The organism is Thauera aromatica, assembly GCF_023093595.1.
GTDB lineage: Bacteria > Pseudomonadota > Gammaproteobacteria > Burkholderiales > Rhodocyclaceae > Thauera > Thauera aromatica_A.
In genome coordinates this window covers 185,426-202,804 of sequence record NZ_JALLIK010000107.1, presented here as the reverse complement: position 1 = coordinate 202,804, position 17,379 = coordinate 185,426, and the positions used below count along the sequence as shown (strand labels likewise).

Genomic DNA, 17,379 nt, shown 5'->3' with positions numbered 1-17,379 from the left:
TGGGGATAGAAAAACCAGCGGCGCCGGAGCAGTTGGCGCTGTTGTAGTGGCATTTTTGAAAGTGCGATCTAGCAAAAACAAGCACTTGCGAGCGTAACTGTCGAACTCGGGGGGGCAAGGCCTGCACGCCGCTGATGCCCGGCATCAGGATGTCGAGCAGTACGAGGTCGGGCGTGGTGTCACGGAGTATCCGCAATGCCTCGGTGACGTCGTAGGCCACGGTCAGTTCGTATGCGGACGGTTCGAGCTGGTGGGCGACCGTCTTGTGCACGAACTCGTCGTCATCGATCAGGAGGATGCGTGGGCGCACATCCTTGGCCATCGCCTTGAGAGCACGGGCCGATTCGATGTGCGGTGTGCAGTCGTGCTGCAGTTGCTCGGCCCACTGGCGCACTGGCCGGACCGCTTCGGTGAGGCCCTTGAAGTACGCGCGCAACTCGTTCTGCTTGAGTTGGGCGATGTCTTCCTGCAGGTTCTGGAGCGCTTCGGGGTCGTCGTGGGCCGCCTGGTCGGCGCGACGGTGGAGGTGATCGAGCGCGCTGCCGATACTTTGCTCGGCCAGGTTGACCGCGTCGTCGACCGAAGCGATGTGCCGGTTGCCTTCGCTCGCTTGCTGCTGGAGCAGCTCTTCGAGGCCGACGATCGACCGCGCCTGCCGGGCGAACTCGCCGAGTACCGGGGGCGTGCGCTTGAGCGCCTGCTGTTCGCGCAGGACGTTATGGACCGACATGCGCAGGCGCGGGACGTCATACGTCATCGGCCAGAACATCACGTAGTCGTCGAAGACCGCCTTGCGGCACAGTTCGTAGGCGCCCTGGACGCTGAGCTTGTTGCACAGGACCACGGTGCGGTGCGGCTGCAGATGGATCTTTTCGCTGAGCCGGTAAAGCTCCAGGTAGAACTCTTCGGACTTGTTCAGCGTCTTGAAGGCCAGCACCAGGACGTCGGGCGGTCGCAGGTCGAAGAACCCGACGCGTTGCTCCGGGTCGAGCGACAGGAGGACATGTTCGAACTCCGGCGCGAGCTGCTTGCCGATGATGGTGGCGTCGTTGTGATCGTCGGTGACGATCATGATGGTCGCAGGAATTTTCTTGGTGGGGGTCATCTGTACAGTCGTTCCGACAGGTTGACGGGACGGTCCGGTCCCTGTGGATCGGGGTGTGGCATTTCAGGCAAGCAGCCGGTCGATCCGGCCGGCCACAGTGTGCAGTTCGCGCTCCAGCGCTTCGATCGAGGACTTCAGCTCTGCGATCGGCCGGCCCTGCGCGGCCTCGCCTTCGAGACGGGCGCTCGACTCCCCGAGGGCCATCGCACCGACTGTGCGGGCGTTGGATTTGAGGCGGTGGGCGAGGCCGGAGATGCGCTCAAGCTCTCCGGACCGGAGGGCGGATTGCAGCGCTTCGAGGGTCGTGGTCGCCACCCGGCGGAAGTCGGCGAGGAAGTCGGCGATGACTTCCGGCTCGTCGCCGACCACCGCCTTGAGCATGTCGAGGTCGAGCGTATCCGTTGTTGGTGGTTGCATCATGTGGTTCTCCTTGGCGAGGCTGGGCACGCGCTGCGCGAGGGCATTTCGCGAAAGGGGGCACGGCCGCCGGATGTGTTTTCAATAGAGGTGGTGGGCCGGATTGAAGGAGGCGCGGCCGATCTCCCGGTCGTGGAGCCAGGTGAGCAACTGCTCGACCGGCAGCGCCCGGGCGATGAACCAGCCCTGGGCGATGTCGCAGCCGGCTGCGCGCAGATGGTTCCAGTCGTCGTGGTCTTCGATGCCTTCGGCGACGGTCTTCATCCCCAGCTTGCGGGCCATGTCGAGGCTGGCGTCGAGGATGGTGCGCAGGGCGCCGTCGCGCCAGGCGCCATGGACGAAGCTGCGGTCGATCTTCAGCTCGGTGAACGGGATGTCGCGCAATTGGGTGAGGGAAGAGTGGCCGGTGCCGAAATCGTCGATCGACAGGCCGACGCGCTTGAGGCGCAGGCGGGTGAGGATGTCCAGTGCCGCCTGGCGGTTCTTCATCAGGCGGCTCTCGGTGACTTCGAGGATCAGCGTGCTCGGTGCCACGCCGGCGGCCGAGGCTTCCTGCTCGATGAATTCGGGGAAGTCCAGGCGCACGAGGTTATCCATCGACACGTTGATCGCCAGCTGCAGGGTGTGGCCCTGCAGCTGCCAGCGCCGGGCATCGCGCAGCGCACGGCGAAGGACCGCGCGCATCAGCGCATCGACCAGGCCGTGATCCTCGGCTACCGCGATGAAACGGTCCGGATAGACCAGCCCGTCTTCCGGGTGCTGCCAGCGCGCCAGGGTTTCCACGCCGATCACCGTTCCGCTGTGCAGATCGACTTTGGGTTGGTAATGGTTGACCAGCTGCCCGGCGGCGATTCCGTGTGCCAGTTCGTCGGCGCCGTAGGGCGTGGCAGGAGCGAGGCGTTCCTCGCTGGCCTCCGGCAGTGCCTGCAGCAGCCGCTGCAGCTGCTCGCTGGACACGGGCTTGTAGAGCGTGCCCGCGACCCGCAGGCGCTCGGCGCGTGCCAGGCGCTCCGCGCTTTGCAGGATGCGTTCGTCCTCGCCGCTGATCAGTACCAGGGCACCGCGATAGCCGAGGCGGACGAGGTGGCGGATGAACTCGACGCCGTCCATTTCGGGCATCTGCAGATCGCAGAAGATCAGCTCGGCCGTGCCGGGCTCGCGTTCCAGGTGCTCGACCGCGCTGCGCGCACGCCCGTACAGTGCGATTTCGGTGAACCCGAGCGCGTGCAGCTGGCGATTCATCAGCCGGCAGATGAAGGGGTCGTCGTCGACTATCAGGATTTTCATCACGCTCGTCTCATTCAGGCCGGTTGTTCGCCGGCCAGCTGCTGTTTTATCTGTCGTCGCGTGGCGGCGCGGATGCTGCGGAATTCGCTGGTGCAGTGCGCCAGGGAGGCGGTGTCGGCGGCTTTCGCGGCCTGCTCCAGGTCGCCGCACAGCTGCGCCAGGCGCTGCGCGCCGACGGCCCGGGAGGACGACTTCAGGCGATGGGCGAGGGCGCCCATGGCGGCGTGGTCCCCGCATCCGAAGCTGTCTTCGAGTTCGATGGCCAGTGCATCGAGCGATTCGACATAGTCGTGAAGGACTTCGGCGGCCATCTGCCGGTCGCCCCCGACCAGGGTGTCCAGCGCCTGCGTATCGAGCAGGATCTCCTCGACCGGTGCGGCGGCGCCGGGTTGAGTGATCTTGGCGGCTTCGGTGGTTTCGGCCGTTGCGCAGGGCAGCCAGCGCTCGAGTGCCGCTTTCAGCGTGGCAAGCCGGATCGGCTTGGTCAGGTATTCGTCCATTCCGGCCGCTTTGGCTCGCGCGGCTTCATCGCGCAAGGCATTCGCGGTGAGGACGAGGATCGGGATACGCCGCGCGCCGTTTTCCTCGCGGCGGATGCTCTCGGCGAGCTGATAGCCATCCATTTCCGGCATGTGCAGGTCGGTCAGCAGCAGGTCGTAGGGCGCATCTCGCCACATCGCCAGGGCTTCGACGCCGTTGCGGGCGATCTCGCAGTGATGGCCGAGCAAACCCAGCTGGTGCTGGATCACCTTGCGGTTCACCGCATCGTCTTCGGCGACCAGGATGCGATGGCTGCGTCCGTCGCCCCGCGCCGACGCGGCTGCGGGTGGCGCGGGGTCGATGCTGGGCGGGGGGCTGGCCGGCTCCAGCGGCAGGCGGACGCTGAACAGCGATCCTCGCCCCGGGCAACTGTCGACGCTGATTTCACCGTTCATCAGGTCGACCAGGCGCTTGCAGATCGCCAGGCCCAGGCCGGTGCCGCCGAAGCGGCGGGTGGTCGTGCTTTCGGCCTGGGTGAAGGGGGTGAACAGATTGCGCTGATGCGCCGCGCTGATACCGATGCCGTTGTCCTCGACTTCGAGGGCGACCTGCAGCGGGCTGGCGGCCAGCACCCGGGCGCGCACGTGGACCCGGCCGCGGCCGGCGCTGGGATTGCGTTCGGTGGAAGAGAACTTGATCGCGTTGCCGACCAGGTTGCAGAGGATCTGCCGCAGGCGCAGCGGGTCGGCGTGGATCCACCGTGGCATCCCGGCTTCCACGTGTACCTCGAGATCGACGCCTTTGGCCTCGGCGAGCGGTATCAGGGTGCGGCACTGCTCTTCCAGCAGGGCGGGGAAATCGACCGTCTCCTGACCGATCTCCAGCTTGCCGGCTTCGATCTTCGAGAAGTCGAGGATGTCGTCGATGATGCTGAGCAGATTGCCCGCCGACTCGCGGATGGTCTTCACCAGATCGGCCTGCTGGAGGTTCAGATCATCCTGGGCGAGCACGTCGATCAGGCCGATCACGCCGTTCATCGGCGTGCGGATCTCGTGGCTCATGGTGGCGAGGAAGGCCGACTTCGCGCGGCTGGCCTGCTCGGCATCCTCGCGGGCCTGGGTGAGGCTGGCAATCAGCGCCTGGCGGTCGCGGATGTCGCGCAGGGTGCCGATGAACAGGTGCTCGCCGTCGATGCGGTATTCGGACACGCTCAGCTCCAGGCTGACCGCTGCGCCGCTCTTGTGGCGCCCGGTCACTTCGCGACAGGAGCCGATGATGTGACGCTCGCCGCTCTGCAGGTAGCGCGCCAGGTAGTCGTCGTGCCGGTCACGGTGGGGACTGTCCATCAGGCAGGAGACGTTACGCCCGAGCAGTTCTTCGGGGGTGTAGCCGAGCAGCGGCTCGATCGCCGGATTGACGCGGCGGATGGTGCCGTGGCGGTCGATGGTGATCACGCATTCGAGCAGGTGATCGAGAACCGCGCGGATTTCCTCCTTTTTGGCTTCCAGCTCGGTCAGGGTCCGGCTGCGCTCCTCGATGCGCTGCTGCAGCTCGGCATTGAGCTCGGTGAGCTGCCGCGCGGCGCGGTGCTGCTCGGTCATGTCCCGCGCGGTGGCGAACAGCAACTGGCCCGGCTGGGGCAGGGCCTTCCAGCTCAGCCAGCGCCAGGAGCCGTCCTTGCAGCGGTAGCGGTTCTCGAAGCCGAGCGTGCTGCTGTCGTCGTGAGCCAGGCGCTGGAGCTCGTGGCGGGTGGCGGGAATGTCGTCGGGATGGACAAAATCGAACATCGGGCGACTGAGCAGTTCCTGCTCGCTCCAGCCCAGGATCCGGCTGAAGGCGGGGTTGACGCTCTTGAAATGGCCGTCGGTGGAGGCGATGCAGAACAGGTCGAGGGACAGGTTGAAGAAGCGGTCGTGCTGCTCTTCGGCACGGATGCGCGCGCTGATGTCGTTGAGCAGGATCAGCGAGCCGAGGCGGCCCCCGTGCAGGTAGGCGACCGAGGTGAGTTCGGCCCAGGAATAGGAGCCGTCCAGGCGGTGGTAGTGGATCACCGTCGGGTTGGGGGCGGGCAGCCCATTGGCGCGCAGCTCGGTGCGCTCGCGGATGATGTCCCGGCTGTCGGGGTGGACGAAATCGAGCAGGGCGTGCCCCAGCAGCTGGTCGGCGGAGCGGGCGCCGAACAGCTCCAGGGTGCGGGCGTTGACGAACATGAAGCGGCCATCGCACTGCACGAGGATGCCAAGGGGCGAGAGCTCGATCAGCTGGCGATAGCGTTCTTCGCTCAGGTGCAGGGCGAGTTCGGCCGCCGAACGGGCCTCCAGCTCGCTGCGCAGCTGGGCGGTGCGCTCGCCGACCTGGCGGCTGATGAGGGTGTGGCGACCGGCACTGCTGAGGGTGGCGAAGACCGCGAGCAGTGCGATGAGCATGGAAAAACCGAGGAAGAGGCGCTCCTCGCTGCTTGAGCCGGGTAGCCGGGGCGGAGTGTCGGGCTGCATTTCCAGGCGCCAGGTGCGGCCGCCGAAGTGGAAGTCGCGCTGCCAGTCCGGCTCGGCTTCGCCGGGCAGGCCGTCGACCAGCAGGCGTGCCGGGCTACCCGGGGTGACGTCGGTGATGCGTGCGGCGAAGCGGTGTTCGCGGGCACGCTCGATCAGCGGGGCGAACAGCTGCGGGATGTCGAGGACGCCGGCCACGTAGCCGGCGAGGTGCTGTGGTTGGCGCTCGCCAGCCTGCCGCCACACCGGGATATAGACCAGCGAGGCATGGCGTTCGGTACGCACCAGCCGGACCTGATCGGAAGCTGCGGTGCTGCCGTTGCCCAGCGCCGCGGCCATCGCCTGGCGGCGTAGCGGCTCGAAGCCGTGGTCGAGGCCGAGCACGATATGGCTGGCGGCCAGTGGCGCGCTGTACAGGATCGGGAAGTATTCGGCACGCCGGCCGGCGCTCTGCAGTTTTCCCTGGCCGTCCAGTTCGGTGATGCGGAAGGTTTCGAAGCCTTCGGTGAGCATCGATGCCTCGAAGGCGCCGCGCTGCGCGGCTTCGATGCGCGGCGCCCAGTCCACCGAAAGGATCGCCGGGTGATCGAGAAAGCTGTGGGCATATTTGTGGAATTCCTCGCGCGTGACTTCGTCGCTGGCGGTGAAGAAGTGGGCGAGCCCTTCGAGCGGCAGCAGGGTTTCGACGATGCTCTGGGTTTCACCGTCGCTGATGACGCGCATCAGCGTGTGGGTCTGGCTGCGCGCGCGCAGGTCTTCCAGTTGCGTCAGGCCGAGATGACCGGATACCAGCAGGGCGGCGGTGATGATCAGCGGCAGGGTGAAGCGGTAGCTGCCGCCGCCAAGCACCCGGAAGGGGTGAGTGCCGGGCCACAGCAGCAGGCTCAGCGGGGCGAACAGCAGCACGCCGAGGGTGTCGCCCGACCACCAGCGCAGCCATTCGTCGAGCAGTGCAGCCTCCTCGAGCCGGCCACCGAAGAACCGGATGGCGGTGCTGCACGAGGCGGAAAGGAGGCAGGCCAGCGGTCCTGCGCCGATCAGGAACCGGCCCAGTCTCCAGTCGTGGGCGAACGGCAGGTCGTCCTCGAGGTAGCGCCGTGCCAGCCGGGCGCCGAGCAGGGCCTGGGCGGTGACTGCGCTCGCGATCAGTGCGGCGGTTCCGGCACCGGCAAGGGAAGGGTCGAACCAGAGGTTGGTCGACAGGCCGCCGAGCCAGACCCCTGGCCAGCAGCGTGGCCCCCAGATCAGCAGGGCGGCCACCGCCACTCCGGCGGCGGGCCATACCGGGGAGGCGTAACCGGAGGACAGGGAGAACAACATCCCGGCGACCCCGGCCAGACCGTAAAGAAAGGCGACGATCAGGCAGCGGCGCAGGTGCACTTTCGGGGAGATGGGCGTGTCGGCTGGCGTCCTACCCTGCGCAGCCTTCACCGCGTTGTCGTTCATTCATCGGCCCATCGGTCTTTTTTGCGGATCATATCAAGCATGTCCGCGGATGCCGAAGGGCCTTTTTCACGGCAACGGACGCGTCGTTGGCGGAATCAGCCTGTGACTGGGCCGTTCAGAGCTCGATCTGGGTGCCCAGCTCGATGACCCGGTTGGGCGGGATCCTGAAATAGTCCGCGGCGCTGCCGGCGTTGCGGAACATGACGATGAAGAGCTTTTCACGCCACCGCGCCATGCCCGAGCCCATCCGGGACACGAGCGCCTCGCGCCCGAGGAAGAAGGACGTCTCCATCATGTTGATGGGCAGGCCCAGTTCACGGCAGCGGGCGAGCTCCACCGGGATGTTGGGTTCGTCCTTGAACCCGTAGTGCACACTCAGCTGATGGAAGCCGAAATCGAGCGGGGTGAGCCGGAGCCGCTCTTCCAGCGGCACGTACGGGATGTCGGCCGTCTCGACCCTGAGGAGGAGTACCTGCTGATGGAGAACCTTGTTGTGCAGCAGGTTGTGCAGCAGCGCCCGCGGCACGCCATCGAGCCAGGTGGTCATGAAGACCGCTGTCCCCGCGACCCGGGGCGGGGGGTCGTTGAACAGGGAGTGAATGAACAGTTCGAGCGGCATCGTGTCGCTGCGGATGCGTTCATTGAGGAGGCTGCGGCCGCGCTTCCAGGTCGTCAGCAAGGTGAAGATCACCGCACCGATGAGCAGCGGAAACCACCCCCCGGCCAGCACCTTGGTCAGGTTGGCGGAAAAGAACGCCATGTCGGTGATCAGGAAAACGAGGATGAACGCCAGTGCCGGCAGCATCCCCCATTTCCATAGCCGGCGCACGACCACGAAGGCGAGCACGGTGTCGATCATCATCGTCAGCGTCACCGCGATGCCGTAGGCTGAGGCCAGCGCGCTCGAAGACTGGAAGCCGACCACGAGGGCGACGACTGCACCGAGCAGCATGCCGTTGATGCCGGGAACGTAGATCTGGCCGATCTCCCTTTCCGATGTGTGCAGCGTTCGCATCCGCGGCGCGTAACCGAGCTGGATCGCTTGCTGGGTCAGCGAGAAGGCGCCCGAGATGACGGCCTGGCTGGCGATGATGGTGGCCAGGGTCGCTATGCCGACCATCGGGTACAGCAGCGGCTCGGGCACCAGCATGTAGAAGGGGTTGCCGACGTTCTCCGGATGGTCGAGGATCAGCGCGCCCTGCCCGAGGTAGTTCAGGTACAAGGCCGGGAAGACGACGAGAAACCAGCCCAGTTTGATCGGTTTTCGGCCGAAATGCCCCATGTCGGCATACAGGGCCTCGCCACCGGTGATGGCCAGGACGACGGCACCGAGGGCGAGCCAGCCCAGCAGCGGGTTGTGCCATAGGAAGGCCGCAGCCCAGGCTGGGTTCAGGGCGCCGAGGATTTCCGGGTGAAGCCGGATGCCATTGATGCCGAGCGCGGCCAGGATCGCGAACCAGCACAGCATCACGGGCCCGAAAATGGCGCCCACACTTGCCGTGCCCCGGCGCTGCATCATGAAGAGGCCGACCAGCACCACCAGTGCGATCGGGACCACGAAAGGGCGCAGCGCAGGGGTGGCGACTTCGAGCCCTTCGACCGCCGACAGCACCGAGATCGCCGGTGTGATCATTCCGTCGCCGTAGAACAGCGCCGCCCCGAAGACGCCCAGCAGCGACAACAGCGTGGCCTTGCGGCCAGGCTCGACGACCCGCAGCGCGAGTGACATCAAGGCCATGATGCCGCCTTCGCCGCGGTTGTCGGCACGAGTGATGAAGATCACGTACTTCACCGAGACGACCAGCACCAGCGCCCAGAAAACCAGCGACAGGATGCCGTACACATTGGCGGGCGTGACCGGCACTGCATGGTGGCCGTTGAAGACTTCCTTCAGCGTATACAGGGGGCTCGTGCCGATGTCTCCGTACACGACGCCGATGGCGGCGATGACCATGCCCGGAAGGTTTCCGTGCCTATCAGCGGGAGGGGGGCCGGGAGCGTTTGTCGAACCAGGTGTCTGCATGGTCTGCTTTCGTACGGGATGGCTGCGCGGGAAGGGTGTTGCCCCCGATGTCAGGCGTGGGTGTGGGCGCCGGGGCGGATGCTACACAGGAAGCGCATAAAAAAAGTGTAAAGATCGCCGCCCTGGCGGGGCCTCCCTTGGCACGTGTCGGCCGGCTGCGTTGAGGGCCAGCCACTGCTGCATCGGGGTTAGAATCGCCCCTTTCTGCCGGGATGTCTTGACTCGCGTCCCGGAACCTCGCGTCTCCTTCCTTCTGCCGATTTTCCGACCTCCATGCCTGCAACGCCTGCTTCCCGTCCCGTCCGCACCCGCTTCGCCCCCAGCCCGACCGGCTACCTGCACATCGGCGGCGCCCGCACCGCGCTGTTCTCCTGGGCGTACGCCCGGCGCCACGGCGGAGCCTTCATCCTGCGCATCGAGGACACCGATGTCGCCCGCTCCACCCCCGAAGCGGTGCAGGCCATCCTCGACGGCATGCGCTGGCTCGGCCTCGCGCACGACGAAGGTCCGTTTTACCAGATGCAGCGGATGGACCGGTACAAGGACGTGATCCGCCAGATGCTCGCCGCCGGCACCGCCTATCCCTGCTACATGGCGGCGGAAGAACTCGACCGCCTCCGCGAGGAGCAGCGCGCGCGCGGCGAAAAACCCCGCTACGACGGATGCTGGCGTCCCGAGCCGGGCAAGACCCTGCCGCCGCCGCCCGAAGGCGTGCAGCCGGTGGTGCGCTTCCGCAACCCGACTGAAGGCGTGGTGGCGTGGGACGACCTGGTCAAGGGCCGCATCGAGATCGCCAACACCGAGCTCGACGACTTCATCATCGCCCGCGCCGACGGCACGCCGACCTACAACTTCTGCGTGGTGGTGGACGACTGGGACATGGGCATCACCCACGTCATCCGTGGCGACGACCACGTCAACAACACCCCGCGTCAGATCAACGTGCTGCGCGCGCTCGGCGCCGAAGTGCCGTTGTACGCCCACCTGTCGATGATCCTCGGCGACGACGGCACCAAGCTGTCCAAGCGCCACGGCGCGGTGAGCGTGATGCAGTACGACGACGACGGCTACCTGCCCGAAGCGGTGATCAACTACCTCGCGCGTCTGGGCTGGAGCCACGGCGACGACGAGGTCTTCAGCCGCGCGCAGTTCGTCGAGTGGTTCGACCTCGACCACATCACCCCTTCGGCGGCGCAGTTCAACACCGAAAAGCTCAACTGGCTCAACGCCCAGTACCTGAAGAAGGCCGACGACGCCTTCCTCGCCGCCGAAGTCGCCAACCGCCTCGCCCGGCGTGAAGTCGATCCGGAAACCGGGGTGTCCCTGGAGGCGGTGGTGGCGCTGTACAAGGACCGGGTCGCGAACCTCAATGAACTGGCCGACGCGGTCGAGCTCTTCGTCGCCGAGGTGCATCCGGCGCCGGAAGTGATCGGCCAGCACCTGACCGAGGCCGCCCGCGCCGCGCTCGCCGGCCTGCGCCGCCGCCTCGCCGAGGTCGCCTGGGACAAGGCCGCGCTGGCGCAGGCGATCAAGGACACCATGGCCGAGCACGGCCTGAAGATGCCGCAGGTGGCGATCCCGCTGCGCGTCGCCGTGCTCGGCGTGGCGCAGACGCCCTCGATCGACGCGGTGCTCGAAGTGCTGGGGCGCGAGCGCGTGCTCGCGCGCCTCGATCGCCACCTCTGACGCTCGCCCGCAAGCCGCCCGGCAATGCAGAAGGCCCTTCTTCCGCGCGTTTGAACCCCCTTTTTTGAATACGGCCCCATCCCCGGCTATGGTGACAGGATAGCCGGGGGCGCTTTCCGCTTTGCCGGGAACCCCCGCGCTGCGCGCAATGCGTGCGCAGACGGCGAAAAAAAGGGGGGTGAATGATGAAGCGCATGCTTGCTGCGGCCTGGGTTCTGCTCGCCGCCTGCGCCGGGCCGGCCGTCGCCGATCTGAACACCGGGCAGCGGGCGCTCGACCTGAGCGACTACCCGAAGGCCCTGGCCGAGTTGCGCCCGCTCGCCGAGCGCGGCAACAGCAAGGCGCAGTTCCTCCTCGGCAAGATGTACACCTTCGGCTGGGGCGTCGCCCAGGACAAGGAGGAAGGCCTGCGCTGGTACCGCGAGGCGGCCAGCCGCGGTCTGCCCGAAGCGCGCCGGCTGCTGATCCGGCTCTGTGAGCGCGACAGCGATGCCGCTTCCGTCGCCGCGGAGGCGGAACGGCTGAACGGGCTCGGGCCGCTGGAACTGCTCCGCAATGGGCGCAGCCTGTGCTCCAGGGTCGCGCTCCAACTGGAGGCGAGGCTGGAAAAGAACCCGGCCGAAACGACCTCCCGCTACCGCCTGCTCGGCTACTACTATTTCAACGCGGTGGGCGAAATCGGTGCGCCGAAAACCATTGAAGCCCGCCGCCGCCACATCCTGTGGCTGATCGCTGAGCATCCCGACAGCGAGCTCGGCGGCACCGTCGAGGCGCGCATCGCGCGGGCCGGAAATACGCTTGCCGACCCCCCGGGCTATGCCGAGGGCAGCCGTCTGTGGTTGCAGCAGGTGGACCGGGAGCCGGCTTCCGCGGCGGCATTCGCACACGCTGCGGCCTACCATCAGGTTCATGACAAGCCCATCGCCGAGCGCATCCTGCTGGCGGGGAAGTCGCGTTTTCCTGGGTCTGCCGAGCACTACGATGCCAGCCTGGGTTACCTCTACGCGCTTGCGGTTCTCGGCGTGTCCGGGCTCAACCATACCGGCATCCCGGTTGCCGCCAGTCCGCAGGAGGCGTCCGGCCCCTTTGCCGCGAAGGCGCGCAAGACCCTGGCGCAGTCGGAGAGCCCGGTACTGGTGGGGGTGGCGGGCAAGATCCTCAGCCAGTACGGGGTGATGATGCAGGCCTTCGGCACGTCGGCAACGGGGGAAAGGAAACTCGCGGAGCAACTGCTCACGCGCGCCGAACGCCTGCAGCCGGGCAATCCACTCTGGGCGGAGACGCTCGGCCAGCACCTGCTGCTGATGGCCAGGCCGGGCCTCGCCGGGGGCGGCGATGGGGACGCGATGCAGCGCGCGCTGGGCTATCTGGAAAAAAGCCTGGCGCGGACGGGCGAGCCGGAGTGGCGTATGAGCCGCCTGCAGGAAGTCGCGAAGCTCGCGCTCAAGCTCGGCGAGCAGGCAAAGGCGGAGCGATACGCGCGCGAACTGCTGGCGCTTGCCGAGCCGCATCCGCAGGATGAGCAATATGGTCCGGCCTGGCACGACGGGCACATGGTGATGGGGCAACTGGCGCTGAAGCGCGGATCGGTGGCCGAGGCACGCGCGCATCTGCGGGCGGCGGGCGAGAGTGCAGGCGGCGGGACGCTGTCCTCCTTCGGGCCGAACATGGGGCTGGCCAGAGATCTGCTGCAGCGGGGCGAAAAGCAGGCCGTGATCGACTACCTGAGGCGGTGCCAGAACTTCTGGACCGGAGCGCAGGTCCCGATCGAGCGCTGGATCGAGGACATCGAGCACGGCCGTACGCCCGAATTCGGCGCCAACCTGGAGTACTGACGCGGCGCCGGGCGGGCAGGGGCGGGGCGGCTTTCCCGGCTGCATGGTCCCGCTCACATGGTCCCCGCAGCGACCTCCCCACGGCCCTCTTCCCGGGCTTTCGCCGGGCGGCGTCAGCCGGTGGCCCGGCCGCGGGGCGGGCGCAGCAGGAAGCGCGCCGGATCGAGCGCCTCGCACAGGTCGCGCTCGAGCGGCAGCGGGTCGCCGTCGAGCACGCTGGCGAGCAGTTCGGCGGCGATTTCCGACCACACCAGGCCGCGCGCACCGTAGCCCGACAGCACCCAGGCGTCGGGTTGGCGCGGGATGGCGGCGAGCGGCGTGGCCGGGGCGACTGCGGATGCGGCAGGAAGGGCGCCGACCATCGGCAGGCGGTCGGGCGAAGTCGGGCGGAAGCCGACGCGGCCGCCGACATCGGCGGGCGCGAGCCCGGCGGTGATGCCCGGCAGCATGGCCTCGAGCCGGGCGAGGTTGTCGGCGTGGTCGCGCAGCCGCGGCGCCGCATCCTCGTCGTCGCTGTCGAAGCTGGCGCCGGTGCAGTGCTGGCCGTCGACTTCGGGGCTGACGTAACCACCGCGGCACACGACCACCCGCGGCGCGCCGCCGGGGGTCGCCGGCAGCAACGAGACCTGGCCGCGCGCGCTGCCGACCGGCAGCAGGCGGGCGGGGACGAAGTCGCGCACCGCGCTGCCGACGGCGAGCACCAGGACTGCGGCGCCGGCGATCTTCGTGCCCCGTTCGTCGACAGCGCACCAGCCGGTGTCGTCGCGCTGCAGGCGGGCAAGCTTGCGGCCGAAATGGGTGCGCACCCGGTCGCCGTGGCGGGCGAGGTTGGCCGCGCACAGGCTGGGTGGATGCACCCAGCCGCTGTCGCCGAACCACCAGCCGCCGATCGGCACCGCCCAGCCGGCAAGGGTGGAGGCCTCGTCGGCGGCGACGTAGCGCAGGTGGCCGGGGGGCAGGCCGAGGCGCTCGACCACGGCGACCATCTTCGCCGCCTGGGTGTCGTCGCGCGCCAGATGCAGCACGCCGCACGCTGCGGCCTTCACCGCCTCGCCTGCGGCGCGCAGGCGGGCGATGTGGCGCCAGCCGTAGAGGGTGCCGGCGCGCGTCAGCCGGCTCATGCGGTTGTCGTCGAGGCTGGGAAGCGGGCGCAGTACCCCGGCGAGGTTGCCGGACGCGCCGAGGGCAGGCGCGGCGGCGGCGTCGATGAGCTCGATGTTCCAGCCGCGGGCGGCGAGGCGCTCGGCCAGCGCGCAGCCGGCGAGACCGGCGCCGACGATCAGGGCATGGCGGCGGGGGGGCGCATCCCGCGTTCCGCCCCCGGGCTGCGGCGCCGTGCTTGCGGCGCCCGGCAGGCGTCCGCGCAGCATCTGACGCTTGCCGCCGAAGCCGGGCACCTTTGCAAGCTCGAAGCCGGCGTCGCGCAGGTGCCGGCGCACCGCGCCGGCAACCGACCAGGTGGCGAGCGTCGCGCCCGGCGCGGCGAGGTGGGCGAGTTGCCGGCAAAGCTGCGGCGACCACAGTTCAGGGTTCCTGGCCGGGGAAAAGCCGTCGAGGTAGAAAGCGTCGGCCCGGGCGACGAGCTGCGCCAGGCCCTCGCGCGCATCGCCGAAGTACAGCGTCAGGGTGACGCGCTCGCCGTCGAGGTGGAGGCGGTGCAGGCCGGGCGCGAGCACCGGCCATTGCGCGCGCAGCGCCGCGGACAGTTCGGCGAACTGCGGCCAGCGCCGGTGGAGGCGGGCGAGATCGTCGGTGCCGAAAGGGTGGAGTTCGCAGGAAACGAAGTGGAGCCGCCCGCAGCGTTCGGGATCGTCACGCCAGGAAGCCCAGGTGGCGAGGAAATTGAGCCCCAGGCCGAAGCCGGTCTCCAGCACCACGAAGCGCTCGCGGCCGCGCCAGCGCTGCGGCAGACCGTTGCCGGCGAGGAACACGTGATCCGCCTGCCCCAGGCCGCCGTCGGCGGAGTGGTAGACGTCGCCGAAGGTGTCGGACCAGGGCGTGCCGTCTTCGGCGAAGGCGAGGCGTGCCGGAACGAGGGGTTGCGCTGCCATGCCGCGGCCGGGAGGAGAAGGTCCGGGTGCCGCCGTTCAGTGAGCGGCTGTCCGCGCGGGCAGCAGATGCCTGCCGAGGCTGACGGCCACCAGCACCAGCGCGCCGGCGATCACGCCGAACATGCCGTCGAGCAGGCTCGGCAGCAGGGCGCCGCTCAGACCGTCGAGGTCGGCAGTCAGGGTTTCGATCAGGTGATGCACCGGCGGCAGGCCGTGCGTCAGGATGCCGCCGCCGACGAGGAACATCGCCACCGTGCCCAGCACCGAGAGCGTGCGCATCAGCCACGGCGCCAGCCACAGGATCGCCGCACCGATGCCGCGCGCAACGGCGTTGGCCCGGCGACTGAGGAACAGCCCGGCGTCGTCGAGCTTGACGATGCCGGCGACGAGGCCATACACCCCGATCGTCATCATCACCGCGATGCTGATCAGCACCGCGACCTGGGTGCCGAAGGCCAGGCCGCCGACGACACCGAGCGCGATGACGATGATTTCCGCCGACAGGACGAAGTCGGTCCGCACCGCGCCCTTGATCTTGTCCTTCTCCAGTGCGGCCAGATCGGCGTCCGGATCGATCAGCGCCTTCACGACCTCGCGGTGGTGTTCGGCGTCTTCCTTGCCGTGCAGGAACTTGTGCACCAGCTTCTCGAAACCTTCGAAGCACAGGAAGGCGCCGCCCAGCATCAGCAGCGGGGCGATCAGCCAGGGGACGAAGGCGCTGATCGCCAGCGCCGCCGGCACCAGGATCGCCTTGTTGAGCAGCGAGCCTTTCGCCACCGCCCATACCACCGGTAGTTCGCGCTCGGCCTGCACGCCGGTGACCTGCTGGGCGTTGAGTGCGAGGTCGTCGCCCAGCACGCCGGCGGTCTTCTTGGTAGCGACCTTGGTCATCGTGGCGACGTCGTCGAGCACGCTGGCGATGTCGTCCAGAAGCAGGAACAGGCTGCCGCCGGCCATGGTGGGGATTACTCCGCCCGCATCTGCGGGAAGAGGATCACGTCGCGGATCGAGGGCGAGTCGGTGAGCAGCATCACCAGGCGGTCGATGCCGATGCCGCAGCCGCCGGTCGGGGGCAGGCCGTATTCGAGCGCGCGGATGTAGTCGGCGTCGAAGTACATCGCTTCCTCGTCGCCGGCCTCCTTGGCCTCGACCTGGGCGCGGAAGCGCGCGGCCTGGTCTTCGGGGTCGTTGAGTTCGGAGAAGCCGTTGGCGATCTCGCGGCCGACGATGAAGAGCTCGAAGCGCTCGGTGATCTCGGGGTCGGTGTCGGAGGCGCGCGCCAGCGGCGAGACCTCGATCGGGTAGTCGATGATGAAGGTCGGCTCCCACAGCTCGGCTTCGGCGCAGGCCTCGAAGAGCTGCAGCTGCAGGCTGCCCAGCCCGCCCGGCTTCACCTTCTCGCCGAAGGCGACGATCTTTTCCTTCAGCCACGCGGCATCGGCGAGCTGCTCCGCGGTGAAGCCCGGGTGGTACTTGCGGATCGCCTGGACGATGGTCAGGCGGTGGAAGGGCTTGGAGAGGTCGAGCTCGCGGCCCTGGTAGACGAAGGACTCGGTGCCGAGCGCCTCGCGTGCGGCCTGGCGGATCAGGCCTTCGGTGAAGTCCATCAGCGTGCGGTAGTTCGCGTACGCTTCGTAGAACTCCATCATGGTGAATTCGGGGTTGTGGCGCGGGCTGAGGCCTTCGTTGCGGAAGTTGCGGTTGACCTCGAACACCTTCTCGAAGCCGCCCACTACCAGACGCTTCAGATACAGCTCGGGCGCGATGCGCAGGAACAGCTCCATGTCGAGCGCGTTGTGGTGGGTAGTGAAGGGCTTCGCCGCGGCGCCACCGGGGATGGGGTGCATCATCGGCGTCTCGACTTCGAGGAAGCCGTGGCCGGTCATGTAGTTGCGGATCGACTGGACCATGCGGCTGCGCGCGACGAAAGTGAAGCGCGTCTGCTCGTTCATGATCATGTCGACGTAGCGCTGGCGGTACTTCTGCTCGACGTCGGTGAGGCCGTGGAATTTGTCCGGCAGCGGACGCAGGCTCTTGGTCAGCAGGCGGATCTCGGCGGCCTTGACCGAGAGCTCGCCGGTCTTGGTCTTGAACACGGTGCCGACGCAGCCGACGATGTCGCCGATGTCCCAGTGCTTGAACTCGGCATACACGTCCTCGCCCACGGCGTCGCGCTGGACGTAGAGCTGGATGCGCCCGGAGAGGTCCTGGATGGTGACGAAACTCGCCTTGCCCATCACCCGCTTGAGCATGATGCGCCCGGCAACCCTGACCTCGACCGGGGTCGCTTCCAGCGCTTCGGCCTCCTTCTCGCCATACAGCTCGTCGAGCTTGCCGGCGGTGTTCTCGCGCGAGAAGTCGTTGGGGAAGGCGCGGCCGCGGGCGCGCCAGGCGGCGAGTTTCTCGCGGCGCTCGGCGATCAGGTGGTTTTCGTCCACGGGCGGGGTGTTGGTCTGTTCGGACATGGCGTCTGCTTCGATTTGTGGAAAATGCGTGCGCGTGCCGGAGCGCGCGCGAAAGACGTAATTGTGGCAGGGCCGCGAGGGTGGGGCAATTC

General features: G+C 67.9%; 10 protein-coding genes. 2 read left to right on the top strand and 8 right to left on the bottom strand.

The genetic code is table 11. The features are described 5' to 3' along the window. The 5 genes from MXC99_RS13560 to MXC99_RS13540 form a co-directional block, all read right to left on the bottom strand. Nucleotides 1-1,105: response regulator (locus MXC99_RS13560; protein ID WP_247725961.1), on the bottom strand; the 1,105-nt coding region annotated here is incomplete at its 3' end. A gap of 63 nt (nt 1,106-1,168) precedes the next feature. Continuing rightward, complete coding sequence (locus MXC99_RS13555; protein ID WP_247725960.1) at nt 1,169-1,525, bottom strand: Hpt domain-containing protein; 357 nt, start codon at nt 1,523-1,525, stop codon at nt 1,169-1,171. Nucleotides 1,526-1,603: 78 nt separating this feature from the next. Further along, nucleotides 1,604-2,809, bottom strand: coding sequence for an EAL domain-containing response regulator (locus MXC99_RS13550; protein ID WP_247725959.1), 1,206 nt, complete (start codon nt 2,807-2,809; stop codon nt 1,604-1,606). Between the two features lie 14 nt (nt 2,810-2,823). Then, the gene (locus tag MXC99_RS13545; protein ID WP_247725958.1) at nt 2,824-7,227 is read right to left on the bottom strand and encodes a PAS domain S-box protein; all 4,404 of its coding nucleotides are present in this window, start codon (nt 7,225-7,227) and stop codon (nt 2,824-2,826) included. A 115-nt stretch (nt 7,228-7,342) separates the two neighbouring features. Then, nucleotides 7,343-9,181, bottom strand: coding sequence for a potassium transporter Kup (locus MXC99_RS13540; RefSeq protein ID WP_247725957.1), 1,839 nt, complete (start codon nt 9,179-9,181; stop codon nt 7,343-7,345). 342 nt (nt 9,182-9,523) lie between these two features. Here MXC99_RS13540 and gltX point away from each other — a divergent pair, with 342 nt between their 5' ends. Together gltX and MXC99_RS13530 are read left to right on the top strand one after the other, a co-directional pair. Continuing rightward, nucleotides 9,524-10,936: a glutamate--tRNA ligase gene (gene gltX / locus MXC99_RS13535; protein WP_247725956.1), complete on the top strand. Its 1,413-nt coding sequence runs from the start codon at nt 9,524-9,526 to the stop codon at nt 10,934-10,936. A gap of 182 nt (nt 10,937-11,118) precedes the next feature. Next, a complete protein-coding gene (locus MXC99_RS13530) occupies nt 11,119-12,771 on the top strand; it encodes an SEL1-like repeat protein (protein WP_247725955.1) in 1,653 nt (550 codons plus the stop codon). Nucleotides 12,772-12,884: 113 nt separating this feature from the next. On the opposite strand, the gene mnmC is transcribed toward MXC99_RS13530, so the two are convergent. Genes mnmC through lysS form a run of 3 tightly spaced genes read right to left on the bottom strand, consistent with a single transcriptional unit; the run spans nt 12,885 to nt 17,287 of the window. Then, nucleotides 12,885-14,822 carry a bifunctional tRNA (5-methylaminomethyl-2-thiouridine)(34)-methyltransferase MnmD/FAD-dependent 5-carboxymethylaminomethyl-2-thiouridine(34) oxidoreductase MnmC gene (mnmC, locus tag MXC99_RS13525; protein ID WP_247725954.1) on the bottom strand — a complete coding sequence of 646 codons (1,938 nt, stop codon included), beginning with the start codon at nt 14,820-14,822 and terminating at the stop codon, nt 12,885-12,887. A gap of 36 nt (nt 14,823-14,858) precedes the next feature. After that, the gene (locus MXC99_RS13520) at nt 14,859-15,779 is read right to left on the bottom strand and encodes a DUF808 domain-containing protein (RefSeq protein ID WP_247725953.1); all 921 of its coding nucleotides are present in this window, start codon (nt 15,777-15,779) and stop codon (nt 14,859-14,861) included. 8 nt (nt 15,780-15,787) lie between these two features. After that, complete coding sequence (gene lysS / locus MXC99_RS13515) at nt 15,788-17,287, bottom strand: lysine--tRNA ligase (protein ID WP_247725952.1); 1,500 nt, start codon at nt 17,285-17,287, stop codon at nt 15,788-15,790. Between the last annotated feature and the right edge of the window lie 92 nt (nt 17,288-17,379).